Source organism: Labilibaculum sp., from assembly GCF_963664555.1.
Lineage (GTDB): Bacteria > Bacteroidota > Bacteroidia > Bacteroidales > Marinifilaceae > Labilibaculum.
The window spans coordinates 2,210,468-2,228,696 of the sequence record NZ_OY761461.1 but is presented as its reverse complement, the minus strand read 5'-3'; the positions used below and the strand labels follow the sequence as shown (position 1 = coordinate 2,228,696).

General features: G+C 36.1%; 16 protein-coding genes. 6 read left to right on the top strand and 10 right to left on the bottom strand.

Annotated elements, in window-relative coordinates:
* Positions 1-1,074, top strand: coding sequence for a cytochrome d ubiquinol oxidase subunit II (cydB, locus tag ACKU4N_RS08810; protein WP_321322536.1), 1,074 nt, complete (start codon positions 1-3; stop codon positions 1,072-1,074).
* Between the two features lie 16 nt (positions 1,075-1,090).
* Positions 1,091-1,402, top strand: a complete 312-nt coding sequence (locus ACKU4N_RS08805) for a hypothetical protein (RefSeq protein ID WP_321322535.1) — start codon at positions 1,091-1,093, stop codon at positions 1,400-1,402.
* 233 nt (positions 1,403-1,635) lie between these two features.
* On the opposite strand, the gene ACKU4N_RS08800 is transcribed toward ACKU4N_RS08805, so the two are convergent.
* Together ACKU4N_RS08800 and hxpB are read right to left on the bottom strand one after the other, a co-directional pair.
* Positions 1,636-2,202 (bottom strand): YdeI/OmpD-associated family protein, encoded by a 567-nt coding sequence (locus tag ACKU4N_RS08800; RefSeq protein ID WP_321322534.1) that lies wholly within the window; start codon positions 2,200-2,202, stop codon positions 1,636-1,638.
* Between the two features lie 531 nt (positions 2,203-2,733).
* The gene (hxpB, locus tag ACKU4N_RS08795; RefSeq protein ID WP_321322533.1) at positions 2,734-3,372 is read right to left on the bottom strand and encodes a hexitol phosphatase HxpB; all 639 of its coding nucleotides are present in this window, start codon (positions 3,370-3,372) and stop codon (positions 2,734-2,736) included.
* A 368-nt stretch (positions 3,373-3,740) separates the two neighbouring features.
* On the opposite strand from hxpB, the gene ACKU4N_RS08790 reads away from it, so the two are divergent.
* Positions 3,741-4,961 (top strand): IS4 family transposase, encoded by a 1,221-nt coding sequence (locus tag ACKU4N_RS08790; RefSeq protein ID WP_321322532.1) that lies wholly within the window; start codon positions 3,741-3,743, stop codon positions 4,959-4,961.
* Between the two features lie 233 nt (positions 4,962-5,194).
* Here the strand turns inward: ACKU4N_RS08790 and ACKU4N_RS08785 are convergent, their stop codons facing one another.
* Entirely contained in the window at positions 5,195-5,959 is a 765-nt protein-coding gene (locus ACKU4N_RS08785; protein ID WP_321322531.1) for a trypsin-like peptidase domain-containing protein, read from the bottom strand.
* 270 nt (positions 5,960-6,229) lie between these two features.
* On the opposite strand from ACKU4N_RS08785, the gene ACKU4N_RS08780 reads away from it, so the two are divergent.
* Positions 6,230-6,469 (top strand): group II intron maturase-specific domain-containing protein, encoded by a 240-nt coding sequence (locus ACKU4N_RS08780; protein ID WP_321322527.1) that lies wholly within the window; start codon positions 6,230-6,232, stop codon positions 6,467-6,469.
* A 324-nt stretch (positions 6,470-6,793) separates the two neighbouring features.
* Here ACKU4N_RS08780 and ACKU4N_RS08775 read toward each other — a convergent pair whose 3' ends face one another.
* The gene (locus ACKU4N_RS08775) at positions 6,794-7,561 is read right to left on the bottom strand and encodes a YARHG domain-containing protein (protein ID WP_321322530.1); all 768 of its coding nucleotides are present in this window, start codon (positions 7,559-7,561) and stop codon (positions 6,794-6,796) included.
* A gap of 248 nt (positions 7,562-7,809) precedes the next feature.
* Between ACKU4N_RS08775 and ACKU4N_RS08770 the strand changes: the two genes are divergently transcribed.
* A complete protein-coding gene (locus ACKU4N_RS08770) occupies positions 7,810-8,052 on the top strand; it encodes a group II intron maturase-specific domain-containing protein (RefSeq protein ID WP_321322529.1) in 243 nt (80 codons plus the stop codon).
* Between the two features lie 347 nt (positions 8,053-8,399).
* Here the strand turns inward: ACKU4N_RS08770 and ACKU4N_RS08765 are convergent, their stop codons facing one another.
* The gene (locus ACKU4N_RS08765; protein WP_321322528.1) at positions 8,400-9,125 is read right to left on the bottom strand and encodes a pentapeptide repeat-containing protein; all 726 of its coding nucleotides are present in this window, start codon (positions 9,123-9,125) and stop codon (positions 8,400-8,402) included.
* A gap of 221 nt (positions 9,126-9,346) precedes the next feature.
* Here ACKU4N_RS08765 and ACKU4N_RS08760 point away from each other — a divergent pair, with 221 nt between their 5' ends.
* A complete protein-coding gene (locus ACKU4N_RS08760) occupies positions 9,347-9,586 on the top strand; it encodes a group II intron maturase-specific domain-containing protein (protein WP_321322527.1) in 240 nt (79 codons plus the stop codon).
* Between the two features lie 360 nt (positions 9,587-9,946).
* On the opposite strand, the gene ACKU4N_RS08755 is transcribed toward ACKU4N_RS08760, so the two are convergent.
* The 5 genes from ACKU4N_RS08755 to ACKU4N_RS08735 form a co-directional block, all read right to left on the bottom strand.
* The gene (locus tag ACKU4N_RS08755) at positions 9,947-10,411 is read right to left on the bottom strand and encodes a hypothetical protein (protein ID WP_321322526.1); all 465 of its coding nucleotides are present in this window, start codon (positions 10,409-10,411) and stop codon (positions 9,947-9,949) included.
* Positions 10,412-10,698: 287 nt separating this feature from the next.
* Positions 10,699-11,952, bottom strand: a complete 1,254-nt coding sequence (gene ltrA / locus ACKU4N_RS08750) for a group II intron reverse transcriptase/maturase (RefSeq protein WP_321322519.1) — start codon at positions 11,950-11,952, stop codon at positions 10,699-10,701.
* A gap of 617 nt (positions 11,953-12,569) precedes the next feature.
* A complete protein-coding gene (locus ACKU4N_RS08745) occupies positions 12,570-13,202 on the bottom strand; it encodes a hypothetical protein (protein WP_321322525.1) in 633 nt (210 codons plus the stop codon).
* Positions 13,203-13,775: 573 nt separating this feature from the next.
* A complete protein-coding gene (locus tag ACKU4N_RS08740) occupies positions 13,776-16,637 on the bottom strand; it encodes a glycosyl hydrolase 115 family protein (protein WP_321322522.1) in 2,862 nt (953 codons plus the stop codon).
* A 42-nt stretch (positions 16,638-16,679) separates the two neighbouring features.
* The gene (locus ACKU4N_RS08735) at positions 16,680-18,068 is read right to left on the bottom strand and encodes a DUF1593 domain-containing protein (RefSeq protein ID WP_321322520.1); all 1,389 of its coding nucleotides are present in this window, start codon (positions 18,066-18,068) and stop codon (positions 16,680-16,682) included.
* Between the last annotated feature and the right edge of the window lie 161 nt (positions 18,069-18,229).

Genomic DNA, 18,229 nt, shown 5'->3' with positions numbered 1-18,229 from the left:
ATGGAATTATTTTGGTACACAATGATAGCTATTGTTTTGGCTGTATTCTTCATATTGGACGGTTACGATTTTGGAACAGGAATTATTCATTTGTTTTTTGCTGAAAAGGAAAAAGACAAAGAAGTAATTGCAAAAGCCGCAGGACTTTTCTGGGACTCGAATGAAGTTTGGCTGGTAGCAGCCGGAGGATTGCTGTTTATGGCTTTTCCTACCTTTTACGCCTCTGTTTTTAGTGGTTTCTATCTTCCTTTAATCATTGTTCTGTGGTTTATTATTTTCAGAGCAATCGGTTTGGAGTTACGAAGTCAGTTTCACTTTCAGATGTGGAAGGATATTTGGGATAAATCATTTGGTGTTTCGAGCCTGTTGCTAACGCTGTTTTTTGGTATTGCACTGGGCAATGTAATCAGAGGTGTAAACTTGGGCGGTGTCGAAAATGGTGTTTCGGCTTACGAAGCACACTACTTTTTCCTACCCCTGTGGAACAGCAGTTTTAGCCCTGCAGGCATTCACCCGGGAGTTATCGATTGGTTCACAATTGTTATTGGTATAATTGCCGTTGTTACCTTATCCATTCATGGTGCCAACTGGATCATCTTAAAAACAGAGTCATCGATTAATGAAAAACTGAAGTCAGTAGTTTTCAATTTGAATATTGTGCTTTTACTACTTACTGTTTTCTCAATATCCATTTGGCACATCATTAAACCTCAGCCATTTTCGAATTTTACAGATCGTCCGCTTCTGCTCATTTTTCCGATGATCTACCTTAGCGGATTGTTTGGCACTTTTTTAGTTAAAAAATTTAAAAAAGATGTTTATGCCTTTGCCTGCTCGTCGCTGATTATTGTTGGTGGAATAACCTCTTCATTGGCATCGATGTTTCCGGTAATTCTGCCTTCAACCAATAGTATAAACGAGTCTTTAACTATATACAACACCGCCACAACCGAATATGCTTTGTCGGTTGCCTTTGGATGGAGTATTGCTGGCTTTGCTCTTCTTTTGGTTTACTTTATTGTTCAGAAGAGATTGATGGGCGGAAAAATTGATAAGATGGATTACGGACATTAATTATTCGGGCCAATTTATGACAGATACGCTGATTTCTTTACTAAGCATTCTTATTGGAATAATCGGAGCCAACAGCACTGGCCTATTCTTCAAAAAATATTCGTTTGGATTAATTGGAAATACCATTGCCGGGGTTTTCGGCAGTGTGTTTTTCATTAAATCGATAGGCCGCTTAGGATTTTCGCCCCAAGACATCATGCAAACCGGTAGTGTAGATACTTACTTGTTTGCACTTAATTCTTTGGTATCATTTTGCGGTGGTCTTGCTGCCGTAATTGTATTGAGTAAACTGGCAGCAAAATTCAATAAATCTGATAAATTTAACTAGCCTGCCTTAGGTTCCTGGGAGTGTTGTTCCTGCTTGTCTGGTACAATTGCCTGAATTTACCCCGTTGCCGCAAGAAAGTACGAAGTGATTTCTGATCAGTCTACATTAAGCTTTTTACGGGTCACAAAGCTTCGAAAAGCTCTGAAACCCGCATGCGCTATACCATGTATTGGCGGTTCGTTGTCTTTAGGTTCCACTTTTCGATCATCTGGTAAAGTCTGTCATTGTACGATTTAATAATATTTGTCAATTCCTCCGAATCCTGAAATAAGTTTGTTGTTATGTGTTTTTTGAATAAAATTTGTCAGTCGTTTGGTAAATTCTTCGGGTCGTTTTCTGGCACTATCAATGTATGCAATTCGTATTCGTTTGTAACAGTCCGAAAAATCTTTAAAGTTTTCCCAGGCTGTTTTGTCTTTTTTTATTTCATCTAAAATGTCCAAAGGAAAAACAAACTCTTTTGAAATAATTTCCTGAACCGTTTTAAGAAAGGAATGATGAATCAGATTTTTTTCAGCTAACCATTTCAGCCGTTCTTTGTTGGGCTGTGAATAACTGCTCTTCGATTGTCTGGGAGTAAACCGCTGAATTGTGTGGTCTTTGTCAAGGGTTTTATTTGTGCTGTCGATCCAACCAAAACAGAGAGCTTCTTCAACCGCATCATTGTATTGAATCCGTTGTTCTCCGGTTGACTTTTTAGCGTAGACCAACCAAACCTCATTTTTAATATTGAAATTTTGCTGAAGCCAGTTTCTCCATTCAGTCCTTGTTTTTATGTGTAGTATCTTGTCTGTTTTCAAATTGGTAATTTATTTCATTGATGAAGTTATTCAAAATTTCACTCAATTCTTCCGGTTTGCTTATCATAGGTAAATGTCAAACGCAACAACCTTTTGTGCGTTTAATTTTTTATCATTTTGTCTTGTAACTGCACAGAAAACGCTTTGTCTTCAGTCAGTTTTATTCAGCGCTTTTGTGGATATCTGAAAATTGAAAATACTTTTATTTACAAATAGAATTGAGGTACTTATTTGGAACACTTAAACTCTAACAGCCCTCACTGCCCCACTATTTTATCATCTGTTTACTGCATCACCTCAATCACGCCTGGGAAACACATCCAAAAATTCTACTACAGCAAAACTTACAAGGTTGACTCCTCAGGATTGTAACATTTATAATGCACGACTCATAACAAACCTATAGTGAACTTTTAACTACTGAAACTTATTGTTTTTATTACTTACCACCCGATAAAATTGTGTGGTAGTGAAGTATATTTTCGTCGATTTTTTCGATTGTAAATTAATTATCTTTTTGTTGTTTGTCATTTAGATGAATTCAATTTCTTTATCGTCAAAGTTTTCTATTATATAGTCTGCTATTTCAAAATCACATTCTTTATTTCCATTGGTGAAAGCAACAACAGTCATTCTTGCATTTTTTGCTGCCAACATACCTGTAAAAGAATCTTCAATAACGATGCAATCTTCAGGTTTAACCCCTAATTTATCTGCGGCTTTAAAATAAATCGCAGGGTCAGGCTTACCTTTTATTTCAAACTCCGCAGATGAAATGGAATCAAATAAATGAAAAATATCTAATTTCTTTAAAACCACAGGAATTATTGCATTTGGTGAATTTGTTGCCAATCCAATTTTGAGCTTCTGTGTTTTTAGTTTCTCAATAAATGGTTTTACTCCTTTAATTTGACAATTTTCCGTTTTTATCAATTCAATAACACGTGAAATAACCATTTCTTCTGCAGTATTTAGGTCTCTGTTTTCCCAAGGATTTTTATCATACCAAAACTGAGTAACATCAGAGGTCGTCATTGACTTTGTTTGTTTAGAATATTCATCAGTTACTTTTACACCCAAAGATGTAAACACCTCTTTCTCCGCCTGTTTCCATAATCTTTCTGAGTCAATTAAGACTCCGTCCATATCAAATATAATTGCTTTATTCATTATTTTTTATTGTCTGCTAAAATATCATTAACCATCTGTTAACCTTGCCCATAAGGTAAAAGTGTTTTATCCTTTCGTTTTTAAAGTTAACAAAAGATTATTTTCCATCGCTCAATACGATTCGAGAATAATTCCAAATAAGGGATAAAATAGAATTGAACAATGCCCCCCGCTACCGCATGATCAATGTCATTAAGTTAAGGGTGTAAGTGCTTGAAATACAGCACAAATGACAAGGATGTGTGCTATTTTCTTGCTATATTTATATAGTATTCAGAGAGTTATTATGATGAAAAAAAACAACTAGATTTATTGTAGAAAAAATACGAGAACATTTATTTTCAGAACAATTAAAGTTTAAGTTCCGAATGAATGAAAAAGATTTCACTAGAGATAGAGTTTTAACCTTCTCAATCACATTACTTTTCATGATGAATTTTTTACGAAAAAGCCTTGCCCTAGAGATTTTTAACTTTGTTAAGAATATCAAAGTTAAATCATTTTCAAAAAGTGCATTCGTACAGTGTCGAAAGAAAATTAATCCTCTCGTATTTAAAGAACTATCACAGGTTCTAACCCATGAATTTTATACCGATAACGATGAATCAGTAAAACTTTGGAAAGGCTTTCGATTGTTAGCTGTTGATGGATCAAGAATTACATTACCCGACACTAAAGAGCTCAGAGGAATATATGGAGCAACAAAAAATCAATCAACAACAAGTGTTGTTCAAGGCCGTCTATCTGTTCTTTATGATGTACTAAACAATTATGTGATTGATGGAAAAATAGCTCCTTTAGCAACAGGAGAAAAGTCATTGGCAATAGAGCATTTAGCGCATGCAACAAGTAAAGATCTGGTAATTTACGATCGTGGATATCCTTCTTTTGACTTGATTTATGAGCATTTACAAGTAAAGATAGATTGTTTAATCCGGGTGAAAGTTAGTTTTAGTGGCGCTACCAAAGATTTCCTTGAAAGTGGTAAATATTCTAAGGTAATTGACATGAAACCAGGCAAGAATGTGTCGCTGAAAAATAAGAATTATTCAAAAAATGACTCCATAAAAGTTAGACTAATTAGGGTAGATCTCCCTGATGGAACAACAGAAATACTAATAACTACTTTATTGAGCAGTAAAACCTACCCTACAGGAATCTTTAAGGATTTATACTTAAAGCGTTGGGGAGTTGAAATCTACTACGATGAATTGAAAAACAAAATAAAAGTGGAACTCTTTTCGGGTTATTCGGATCAATGTATCCAACAGGATTTTTATGCAGCATTATTTATTTCAAATACTCAAACTCTTATGGTAGCTGAATTAAATGAAGAACTGCAAGAAAACCAGACGACTCAGTATAAATATAAAGTAAATACCAATTTATCTTATGGATTTTTGAAAGATCGTATTGTAGAGTTACTACTTTCAAATAAGGATATTGATCTAGTTTTTTCTGAGTTGAAAGATATTTTTCGAAATCATTTGATTCCAATAAGACCGAATAGAAAGTTTGAAAGACACAAAGATAAATACAGAAATAGAGCAGTTCCCAAGGTGACTAAAAATCAAAGAAATGCATTGTGAAAAAGGCTTAACTTAATGACATTGACCGCATGATTGCATCGTGTGCTTATTACTTGTTTTCTATTGTAAAGAACCAATTTGGCTCATTCAACTCCTTTTAAGCCTTCAAAAATTTAAAGCTTGGGGATTTTCGACCTAAAAAAGAAGCTTTAAAAGTCCGCTAAGCAGCATTTTTTTAAAGCCTCCATCTTATTTTTTAGAAATAGTAAATGGTTGTGTAACGGTTACAATTGTTAGTGGCTGGGATTTTTATAATCAACATTATATTTGTCGAATAATGTCACCAAATATTTAATTCCGCCAATTACTCCTAAATTCCCTTCTTGTCCTGATACGATACCAACTAAATATCCATTTTTGTCTATAACTGGAGAACCACTTCTTCCTGCTGGATGAGTATCTGTTTTTAATGGTTTTATATAAAAATAATCTCCTAAATTATTGACACATTGTAATTTTATCAATGCTGGAATACTATTGTCTACCTGTTTCATTCCCCACCCTACTGCATATACTATCTCATTGCTTTTTACTGGTGTGTATCTAATCTTCAATGGGTAAAGCTGATTATTATGTCCTTCTAATTCAAACAGAATCCAATCACGGACTTTTAATGTATTAAACTGACCAATCTGTTCGTTTGAGTTCTCATTTATTAATCGTTTTACAGTCACAGTTTTTTCTTTATGATTCTTGGGGTACATATTCCAATAATTGAATTTATTACCCAAATCAATACTGTTTAATCCAAGTTGATTTTCAAAAACCATAAATAGATGCTTACATGAAACGCCGATTGTATCAAATCCTGTATTTACTATGAATGAGTTCGCAACATCATAATAGGTTTTGTCGGTAAAACTTATTTCATTGGTTAATGCAAAATCTGGCCAAGATGAAACAGAATTCCCAATCCAGGATTCCTTAACAATCTCAGGTGAATTTTGGCACCCACCTATTAGTATTAAACTAATCAAGACTAAAGTCAAATTCTTCATGATTTTCAGTTTCAATTTATGGTTAATCATTTGTAAATTCGGTCTCCTAGTCCTTGCCACTAACGGCAGTCCGTCTAAAAACTCATCAAACTGCTCAATGAAGTGTTAAATATAGCGGTTTTAAGGATACCTGAAAATTGAAAATCCTTTTATTTGGAAATAGAATTTGGGTTCTTATTTGGGCTACTTTTAACTCTAGCATTACGATTAAGAAGATGGGGTGATTGCCTCACAGACAGCCTTACAGCATTAGTCTTTTTACTTTACAGTTTGAACAGGCTCGAAGAACGCATCCAAAAACTGAATGAGGTTCAGCGGGGTTGGGTAAATAACTTCCGTATGGCAAGTATTTTAGTCAAACTTCAAGATCTCGACGGTTGGCTGCGCAACAGGCTCAGGTATTGTATATGGTCCCGATCCTCGGGAGAAGAAACCCGAAAAGAAAAGGCGAAGCCTTATCCGTTTGGGCGTTCAGCAAGGACAAGCCTATGCATGGTCTCGTTCACGTAATGAGGAACGAATTCATGAATGCCCATAAAAATAAGTACTTTATGAATCATGGGTGGTTGGGCTACGGCGAAGCCCTCTCGAATACCTTACTATAAAATGATTTTATGAGTCATAGCTCAGAGTCCTATTTTGGTAACTACTATTACTCTTGAAAGATTGCGGAAACGTGGTTATGAATCTATGCTCGACATTTACAAAAAAATTTCCCCACAACTTAATCCCGATTCCTCGGGACCGTATACGAGACCCGTACATACAGTGGTGTGAAAGCCTCTCCCTGCTAGTGATTACTAGCGGGACGGGCTATTCGATTAGTAAACGTTATTATTTTTCATGTTTCATAATCATCTTAATATTTTCTCTCTCAATAATAGTCAGATATTTATCTACATTATCAAATCTTGGAGAATACCATTCCTTTGTCTTAAAAAAATCACTCCATTTATCAGTTTTAAAAATGTATCCATGAGCTGCAAATATCTCATTTCTCATTGTTGCCAAATCCTGTTTATTTTTATTTTGCAAATCTGAATCTGTGAGCAATTGTATTGAGGCAATAAAATAATCACGTTTTGAATCAATGTGATTTTTATTTAATTCAGTAATCTTGCCATCTATATCAATTTTATAGGTACAGAATGAAATATCAAGTTTTAAAAGAGAATCAGTATCGCAATCTGTTTCACTTTTCTCCTCAACTAAAATAAGTAAAGAGTCAGACTGATAAGCACAGTATCTTTCGCTATTATCTTGACAATCGGCGAAAACATACTCAAATCTATCAAGTTTATCAATGATGTTACCTTGGTAATCAAAAATCCTGAATTTACTTGATTCACACATTCCTCCCGCAGTACATGGCACATTGCATGATAATCCAATCATATAGGGTTTTCTGAATATTATTTTATCTGCATATCCTGATGGAGCAAAATCGGGATGCAAGTAAACGTCGAAATATTTTTTTAATAAGACAGTATCCAATTCATTGTCACTTTGCCCATATTTTAAAATAAGTTTCTCAAAATCCGAGTTTTGTCCGTAAATCTCAAAACTACTTATCAGAAGGATGAAAATCAGTATTTTTTTCATTTAGTATTGTTTATCGGTGTCGTTGACTTAATTCTGACTAACGGCAGTCCGTCTAAAAACTCATCAAACTGCTCAATGAAGTGTTAAATATAGTGGTTTTAGGGATACCTGAAAATTGAAAATGCTTTTATTTGGAAATAGAATTTGGGTTCTTATTTGGGCTACTTTTAACTCTAGCATTACGATTAAGAAGATGGGGTGATTGCCTCACAGACAGCCTTACAGCATTAGTCTTTTTACTTTACAGTTTGAACAGGCTCGAAGAACGCATCCAAAAACTGAATGAGGTTCAGCGGGGTTGGGTAAATAACTTCCGTATGGCAAGTATTTTAGTCAAACTTCAAGATCTCGACGGTTGGCTGCGCAACAGGCTCAGGTATTGTATATGGTCCCGATCCTCGGGAGAAGAAACCCGAAAAGAAAAGGCGAAGCCTTATCCGTTTGGGCGTTCAGCAAGGACAAGCCTATGCATGGTCTCGTTCACACAATGAGGAACGAATTCATGAATGCCCATAAAAATAAGTATTTATGAATCATGGGGGGATGGGCTACGGCGAAGCCCTCTCGAATACCTTACTATAAAATGATTTTATGAGTCATAGCTCAGAGTCCTATTTTGGTAACTACTATTACTCTTGAAAGATTGCGGAAACGTGGTTATGAATCTATGCTCGACATTTACAAGAAAATTTCCCCACAACTTAATCCCGATTCCTCGGGACTGTATACGAGACCCGCTTGGTTTATGCTGAGCTTGCGAAGTATCTGGTGGTGTGAAAGCCTCTCCCTGCTAGTGATTACTAGCGGGGCGGGCTATTCGATTACCAGCTGCTTTTTATTATTCATAGTCAGAACGAATGTTTCCATTAATCATCCAATATTCATAAACTTCTTTATTTCTGTCTAATAAAAGTTGTCTTGCTATTCGATTACATTTTTTATCCGCATAAAGTCCTTCATAAATTCCAACTACTAGTAAATTATCAATTTCAGAGTCATTTCGATTGCCAAGTTTATTAAAAAACTGAAAAGCCTTTTTAGTAAAGTCCGTAATTTCTGAATTATTTTTAATGTCCTCAAATAGTTTTAGACTTAATTCGCCATATACTAAATAAGATTGGTCATCATTCGATTGGTCTGTTAATTTTTTTAATTCAGGAATATGGTCATAAAGTTCTTTAACCAAATCATCTTTGACAGTTTCAAGTTCTCCTGACTCGTTGTTTACTGAAACTAATTGTCCATAACAATAGCAATTAATCATACTTATTCCCTCAATCAGTGCATTTTTAAAATCTGTGCTTTCGAGTGAGCAATTTTCAAATCTTGAATTAGTCAAGTTACAGTTTATAAAATCACAACATTTTAAATTACAGTTAGTAAACTTTGCATTTGAAAAGTTCGTTTGTGAAAAGTCAACCGAGAAGCAACAGTTATCAAATGTCGAATCAGCAAGAATTTGTCCAGTCAATTTTTCACCTTTATCAAAGTCAAGGTTTATAAAATGACGGTGTCCTTCTTTATATTTTTCAATGATATTTTGTATGTCAGTTGCTGTCTTCATAAAGTTGCTGGTAACGGCAGTCCGTCTAAAAACTCATCAAACTGCTCAATGAAGTGTTAAATATAGCGGTTTTAAGGATACCTGAAAATTGAAAATCCTTTTATTTGGAAATAGAATTGAGGTTATTATTTGGGCTACTTTTAACTCTAGCATTACGATTAAGAAGATGGGGTGATTGCCTCACAGACAGCCTTACAGCATTAGTCTTTTTACTTTACAGTTTGAACAGGCTCGAAGAACGCATCCAAAAACTGAATGAGGTTCAGCGGGGTTGGGTAAATAACTTCCGTATGGCAAGTATTTTAGTCAAACTTCAAGATCTCGACGGTTGGCTGCGCAACAGGCTCAGGTATTGTATATGGTCCCGATCCTCGGGAGAAGAAACCCGAAAAGAAAAGGCGAAGCCTTATCCGTTTGGGCGTTCAGCAAGGACAAGCCTATGCATGGTCTCGTTCACGTAATGAGGAACGAATTCATGAATGCCCATAAAAATAAGTACTTTATGAATCATGGGTGGTTGGGCTACGGCGAAGCCCTCTCGAATACCTTACTATAAAATGATTTTATGAGTCATAGCTCAGAGTCCTATTTTGGTAACTACTATTACTCTTGAAAGATTGCGGAAACGTGGTTATGAATCTATGCTCGACATTTACAAGAAAATTTCCCCACAACTTAATCCCGATTCCTCGGGACTGTATACGAGACCCGCTTGGTTTATGCTGAGCTTGCGAAGTATCTGGTGGTGTGAAAGCCTCTCCCTGCTAGTGATTACTAGCGGGGCGGGCTATTCGATTAGCCTTAGTTGTTTTTTTATTTTTTCATATAACATATCCCCATCCAGCTATTAAAATCCATTTATTCTCTTTTTTCAGATAAACATTAATCATTAATTCTCCACAATCGTCTCCGCATTCTCTAGTCTGCTTAATAATAGCAACTTCTCTTGATTTTGAAAATATCGGCATACTCAATCTGTAATATAAATCTGTCCATTTAGGTTCCCTAATCTTAGCGAAGGAAAATGCCGAATGAGTTATTCTCCAAGTAAATTCTTTCTGAGATTTTATTTGATTCACGATATCAGTTTTGTCATGTTCTTTTAAAAGTGAATCTAAGTCAAAGTCTGAACAGTCCAACAAACTATTCCAGTCATAAAAGTATTTTAGTAGAGAATCTGGATTATTAAATCGCATTGGACAAATATCAATTGTCAATTCTTGATTTGAGTAATTATTCAAGGTCTTGGAGAAATCATTTAAGTAGCTATCCAAAAATTCATTCATGCGTTTATCAGAAACCAATTGATTATAAGTCTGTGCATATAAAAAAGAAGTCATGCAACTAAATACAAGAAATATTAAAGTTCTACTCATCTCCGCTATATATATATTTAAATGATATTATATATTGATTAATACTTATTGTTTTCATTTTTACAACAATCTATCCAATTAAGGCTAACGTTGAGTAGTCGAGTAGGCAAAGGGAGTCTCACCCTAAGCCTCTCACAGAACCGTGCTTGATAGTCTCCCATCACACGGCTCTTGTCGTATATAAATCGAGTTACAAGTTAAATAGAAAAATTCAATTTCCAGTGATAAAACAAATATGGAAACTGTTTCTTTATTCTCTTAAGCCACGCATAAGCGCGACAAATACTATTCTTGTAACGTTTGTACTTTCGTCGTGCCCATCGAACCAAGCGAGAGTGTAGTAAGCGGAAAACATGATGCATTTCCCACATGCGGAATTTGCCGTAATAATTAAGCCAGCCTCTTATTTGAGGATTAAGCCGTTGTGCTATTCCCACAATACTTCTACACGTTTTACTTTCTTCTAGCGAAATGGCTAACTTTTCAGCGATCTTCTTACGTGAAGAAATGCTGATTGCACAACCGTAACCTTGAAAAAGATTTCCTGTTTTCTGCGATTTACTACTGCGTGGCTGAAAGCTATAACCTAAGAAATCGAACTTGACATTCTTATGTTTCTCTTGCCTGCGGTAATCTCTGCAATAAACCAGCTTGGTCTTTTCGGGATGCAATTCAAGATGACATTCAGCCATTCTTTCGTGCAATTTGTTCAGCAGCCAATCTGCTTGCCTTTTGGTTCTACAGTGAATTATGGCATCATCAGCATAACGCTCAAATTTCACATTGGAATTTAGATTCTCTAACCATTTATCGAAAGCATAATGTAGAAACAGATTCGCCAACAATGGACTGATAACGCCACCTTGCGGTGTGCCTTTTCCTTGTTTTTGTATCAATTCCCCATTTCTTCGTTGAATTGGCATATGCAACCATCTTTCGATGTACACACACGCCCAATTCTCGGCTACATGCTTTCGTACCGCCAGCATCAGTTTTGCATGATCAATATTATCGAAAAACCCTTTGATGTCTAAATCAATTACCCAGTCGTTTTTCCAACAATTACGCTGAACCTCCTCTAATGCTTGATGCGCATTTCGACTAGGTCGATAGCCATAACTGTTGTTGCTGAAAATTAATTCAAATCTTGGTTCTAGATAATTCTTGACCACTTGTTGACCGATGCGATCGACAATAGTAGGAATTCCTAGCTTACGCATTTTTCCATCCTTTTTCGGAATTTCAACCTCTTTTACTGGCGGTGGAAGATAACTCCCCGATGCCATACGATTCCAGAGTTTGTAGAGTTGTTGTGATCGGTTGGATTCAAATTCATCCCAACCAATCTCATCAACTCCAGCACTTCCTTTATTGGATTTCACTTGTTTGTAAGCATTCCATATCATGGTACGACTTATTGGTACCGATTTCGTTTCATTCCATAGATTCATCCTCTTATCGAGTTGATTTCTGTTCTAAAACCTTACGACTCTATCCCTTTGCTCCATTTCCATTACAGAAACATCAACACTACTACGGATAGATCCGTCCCTGTTGTTGTACATTGCTATTCGGCCTCTAAGTTGTACTTATTGCGCCTTTCACTTCACATTACAACACAGGTTCCCAAGTTCCTTATATGAGCCTAAATAGAAGTCATGCCACCTGAACACCGCCTGCCGTGCAACCAATAAACAGGTTTCCGTTGCACTTATCATCGCATAACATACTTTGCGACTTTTGACAGAATTTATCCACTTCTCGATACCTCATCAGTGGTTCACTTTCGTTCATCTCTTCTATTAATACCTGCTATACTCTCGGTATAGATTCTCCTAAACGCTCAATACCATGGCTCTTTACCACAGCACCTTTAGGTGGTTTGATGCCCTTTCCTGTAAAACGACACCGGTGGGTCTAGCTTACAAATGCTATCCACCATCTCAAATAAAGCATGCTGCACTGTTTTATGCCGATGTGCAGCTTCTTGGCACACTACGTACAGTGGTGTGAAAGCCTCTCCCTGCTAGTGATTACTAGCGGGGCGGGCTATTCGATTGTACGGCGTTTATTTTTTATATATTTCTTTCAATTCACTGTCAATATCGGTATTACTCCATAAAACTGGATTATCAATCCCGTTGAATAAAATCAATCCCCAAGCATCTTTCATTTTTGTCAAATCAATCATATAGCTTGACTTATCAGTCTTAACAAAATTGATAAATCTTTTTTCTCTGGGTGCGAAAAATGTTGGGATATCTAGTTTTTCCAATGTATCAATCGCTAACTGGTCATAATATTGATTGTCACTCACCACTTCGTTCCAATCGTCACCCATCTCAATCTGCTGTTTATTAATCCACGATGTATCAGGAATCACAGAAATCGCACATATTTTATTTATCAATCGTATCTGTGCGGTGTCCTTAATTTGAGTTTTTGATAATGCAAAATCCAGTTTTATATGACTATGAAAATTGCCACCTTCTAATTTTCTGTCTTGAACCGTTAATGTGTCAATCTCTGTTATCTCAGATTCTTGAACAAGTTCATGGCTTTCAATTTTAGCAATACTGTCTTTAGTGTCAATTTGGTAATCTGTCTTACTCTTTTTATTTGATTGACAAGAACTCAGAATCAAGATTATACTCAATCCAATCAAGGATGACAATCTGGTCATGTTTTGTTTTTTAATCATATCTATTATTTTCATGTTTGCAGGTTCTCTCAAATTCTGACTAACGTCAAATTTTATTGCTAATATTCAATGTTTTAAAAACTCTTCATTCTCACCTTTATTCCCTCTCAATTATTGACGTTAGCGATAGAAATTAATCGGCTCGTCTGATGTGGGGAATGCCGTACAACGGATGGCGGTAAGAAATCGTTGGGGTGAACGGGCTGCGTTCGTATCCACCGTTACTGATGCTGGGGCGAGACAGTATGTTGACTGACACACTGCACCCCCCAATGTTTTTTACCGCGTGTTGTAAGCTGGTGTTCATTCTTCAAAGTCAATCTGTTACAAGTTTTTACAAATCTAATATTTTATCTTAATCAATCTGCACTGACCTTGCTACGGAGCACGAATTTATTTTGTTTTTTGTGGGTGGGCAAACCCCAAACCGCCCTTAAAGGCGGTAACAGGGCTGGCATTTGTTAGCTCTTTGGCAAGTTTTGGTCTGAGCCTGGCTCGTGTGACTTGCCAATGTGCTAAGAAATAGGGTTGGCATTTAATTGACATATCGAAAAATTACAATTTTTAAACAAATTAAAATTTACCAGGTATAGGGCCTAAATATGAATCCTTAAGACCTCCTGTGTCAATTACAATTTTTTGAATTATCATTCCCGAATCAACTGAATAAATGCGAAGTGTATGCTTACCGGGTTGATTTATTGTTACACTTGTTTTATTAATAGCACTGTTCCTTATCACATTTGCAGCCCATTCTCTCGAATATTCTTTAACGTCATTATGGAGCAAAACCATATCCATATTGTCAACCTGCACGCCATATTGTGTGCTATGAGATTTATCTTTAGCAAACAATGGCAGCATATATGTAAAAATAGTAATATCACCTGTATCTGTTACAAAAAAATCATATTCCACATATGACCCGTTACCGGAATCATACTTTGCATTGCCTAATTGAAGGGAGGTATTTGAATAACCCAAACCTTCAATCGACTGAAATTGAATGTTCCCATTTTCTGTTTTGTGTTGAAAATCTGTTGGACGAATGCTAATTGCCCCGTTGTTTTCAATAAAAACATTTTTGAAGTTCTTTTCAGGTCGGACAGCTGTAACCTGAATGGTTTTTGTGGCCTTTCCATCTGAAATAATAATTTCTCCATTGACCTCCGTATCATATTGGATTAAATCCCAATCGATGGATACATTAACACGTTGTTGTTCTTTAACATCCCCTTTGTTTTTATCAAGCAGAATCCAGGATGATGTTGTATTTACATTATATGAGAATGGGATGTTACCTATATTATAAACTTCAAAAAAATGAGTTTCATTAAAGAGGCTATTAAACTTTGGCAAGGTCAAGTAGATTGCAGAATCTGAGGACTGACCTTCTACGAATAATGCCATACCTGATGTGTCAGGCAACTCTATTGTCTTTGTCGGAGATAATTGTTCTTTAGGCAAAAAACCCGGAGCAGTCATCATACCATTCCATTTACCATCAAGCAAATTATTGAATTCAGCAGTTAGTGAAGCCAGGCTGTCGTGATACAATTTAACATCATTTGCCAATACATTTGTTAAAGCCCTGCCTTGTGAAGCATACCATCTGTTTTTTTGTCCTGTTAACATTTCGTGGTTATACAACGATGCGCCTTTTACTGGATAATATACTAACTCGAAAAATGCAGCTTTCTTTTCTTCTGGCAATTCATTCATAATGGCTTTTCCCATTTCTGAAATTTTGTTGTATTCGGCAAGTCGGTTTTCGGCTTCTTTGTAATTAATAAATGAAAATTCCGTGTCTTTTACATTTTCTACCTGAAATAGACTGTTCCATCGCCAGTCCCAGGTCATGTATTCGGGTTTCCGGGTAAAACCATGGTAATAATATCTATCCAGAATGAAATCCAACTGATCTTGATACTCATCACCAAAAATTGCAGAAAGTTTTTCTACCTGATACTGATTGATATTATCGAAATTAAATCGGCTAAAATCCCATGCCATATCTAAAAAAAGTTGCATCCCCATTTCTCCCGGTTTAATATCCCCAACATTTAAAAGCCAGTATTTATCGGCTCCCAAGGAATAAGCTTTTTGCATTTCGGTGTACATTAATGCCGGTGGAGTGGAATTTAACCATAGATAATCGTTAGGCCATCCAAGGTATGACTGATGATAATACACCCCTGAACCGCCTTTTCGCTTTTGTTCATCTGGATTGCTTAGTTTTTTAATGTATCCATAATTGTCATCGGGCCAAACAATAGTAATTTCTTCCGGTACTTCAAGGCCTTTTTCGTAAAGTCCCAGAACTTCCTTGTATGGGACAAAAATCTGTGGAATTTCAGATAGCGGTTTGTCGATATATTTTGATAATATAAAACGTTGGTCGTTTATTGCCTCATCAAGCATTTTCAATTTATCATTGTCCGAGTCACCTTTCATGCCCTCATCGTGCATACCCCTCAAAGCAATGGTGTATATATTTTCGTTTTCATGAGCCTGCTTAACACGACTGTCAAGCACTTCAACTATTTGCGCTTTGTTGGTTGCGTAGTTCCACTCACCTTGTGTTTTTTTATTCCACTCACTTGCGTTGTTGTATAAAAGAGGTTCGCAATGACTGGTGGTAACCATGATACCATAAGCATCTGCCATTTCCATGTTTCCGGGTACGGTATAGAAAGCTTTTGTGCATTCGTGCATGGCAGGAGCTACCATGTTTGCTTTTAAACGCAACAATAATTCAAAAATCTTTTCGTAGGTTTTGGAGCCAATATCTCCAACTTCGGGGTCAATATTTTTTGCAGCCCATGGGTGAAGGCCCCAGTCTTCATCGTTTAAAAAGATGCCCCGATACTCTACCGATGGAGCCTTAGAGGTATATGATGTATTTTTGATATACAACTCCTTTCTTTTATTCACCGGTACATCCGCCCACCAATACCAGGGTGAAACACCCATTTTTTCCGACAGGGTAAAGGTGCCATAAGAAGTTCCTCTTCTGTCACTACCTGCAATGACTAATGCTTTTTTTACTCCTTTGAAGGGCTTATCAATTGTTTCAATGATGAATCGCTCCCATTGGTTTTGTATACTATCAACAATTAGTCGTTTTTCAGCAATGAGTCTATCTATCAATTGATTTTTACCAATTGTTCCTACAATAATTATATTACCTTTTAGTTTTTTACTATCAGTTAGTATCAACGGTTTCTTATTTGAAATCATCTCAATATCTGAAGCAAATAATTGAGCTGTTTTATGAACAACTTCATAATCTGTAGTATCGAAATAAATTGAAGCACTTATTTTTTGATTTACAATTGTAAAACAGTCATCATTTTTGGCAGATTGATGGATTACTTGAATTTGTGCAAACAAAACTTGTGGAAGTAATAGAGCAATAAAAAAGAATTTCTTCATCCTGTTAATGTGTTTTATGATTTAATAAAATCTTATAATTATTTATTGTATGATTATCCTTCGGTAACTCGTGAGATTTGGTTCTCCATTATCAGTTACTTCGCAAATCACATGAATACTTTTCCCATGTATTTCCTGAGGAATTTTAATGTTGATTTTGCTGGAATTTTTGTTGTTAATGACAATCTCCTGCTTATAGGTTCCAGCTTCGGGCTGTATCCACCATTTAAAACTTAAATTATCATTTTCGGGGTCATAAGATTTTAAAGCATCAAGAGAAACCTCTTTTCCCTGTTTCAGTTCAATAGAAATGGGTTCTGTGCCACCATTATCATTAATAATTACAATAGGGTTTCGATTGCCCTTACCGTAAGCTGCCCAATCCATACGGGCGGCAAAATTGTTGAAAGTGGCTAAATAGAAACAAGCTTGATATTTGTTGCAGATATCATAAGCTTTTCCAGCATGATTAGTAAATGCAAAAGTAGTATCATCCGGACAAATACCCCATTCAAAATAACCACCCCAGTTAACCTGATTTGAAACAAGGGGGCTACTTAAACCATTTGGCATTAAATAAAGGAATGAAGGGGTATCTCCTTCTACACCATACTTATATTTGGGATAAACTTTCCCGAGATTTCCATGACTCTGGATATTAAGCGCATATTCATCCCATTTTTCACGACCTGTTCCATTTTGATATTTCCATGCACACTCATCCCAAAGGAACATAAGGTCTTTCTCAAATTCTTTACGTATCCATTGATGTGAACTAATGTTGTAAGGAGTTCCTTTTTCATAACCTCTGTCTTGGTCGGTAATTGCATAGGTAGGTATTTTATGCAAAAAAGTTTTTAATTCAGCTTCATTTCTATCCTGTTGTACTTGCCAAATAGCTTGAGCCAATGTGTTCCCGCCTCCCCAAAGTAAAATCCAAAGAGGTCTATCGTCGTTTTCATCAGCAAGCTCAATTATCAGATTGCTACCATCAGAGATGTTATTTACACCAATTTTGTCGATTCCTCTTTGTTTACTGCCAAATACAGTTTGTTTTCGCAGATAATCTGCACTTGGCCAATAACCTATAAATTGTTGTGTTTCATCTGTCTTGAAATCAACCTGATTTGACCGTTTCATGAGATTTGGCAAATCTTTTTCGTATGCATCAATGGCATCATGAATCAATTGAAAAAAGTCATCACGAGTTTTATCAAGACTCCAACCAGTTGTAAAAATGATTCCTTCAATTTCAAACATGTCGGCATGCACTAGCAGCCTCACCAAAGATTCACTATCGTCAGTTTCCCATGTTGAGACATCAGTTAGAACTACGATGCGTGGTTTTAATGATTTCACATCCTGTTTCTGCTTTGCAAATACAGGAACCATAATAAAGATTAGAATGATTTTTAAATAGTTCTTTAACATGATAATACCATTATTTATAAAACCCATAAATGTAACAAAAATGCACGTGTGCGCTGGCAAAAAACAACTCTTTTGCATACTTTGGTTTGCAGGGCTGGCTTGCAGCGGTTTGCAAATGTGTTGTTTTGTGGGTGGGGTTTTCTTTTTCTTTGCGCGGGAGG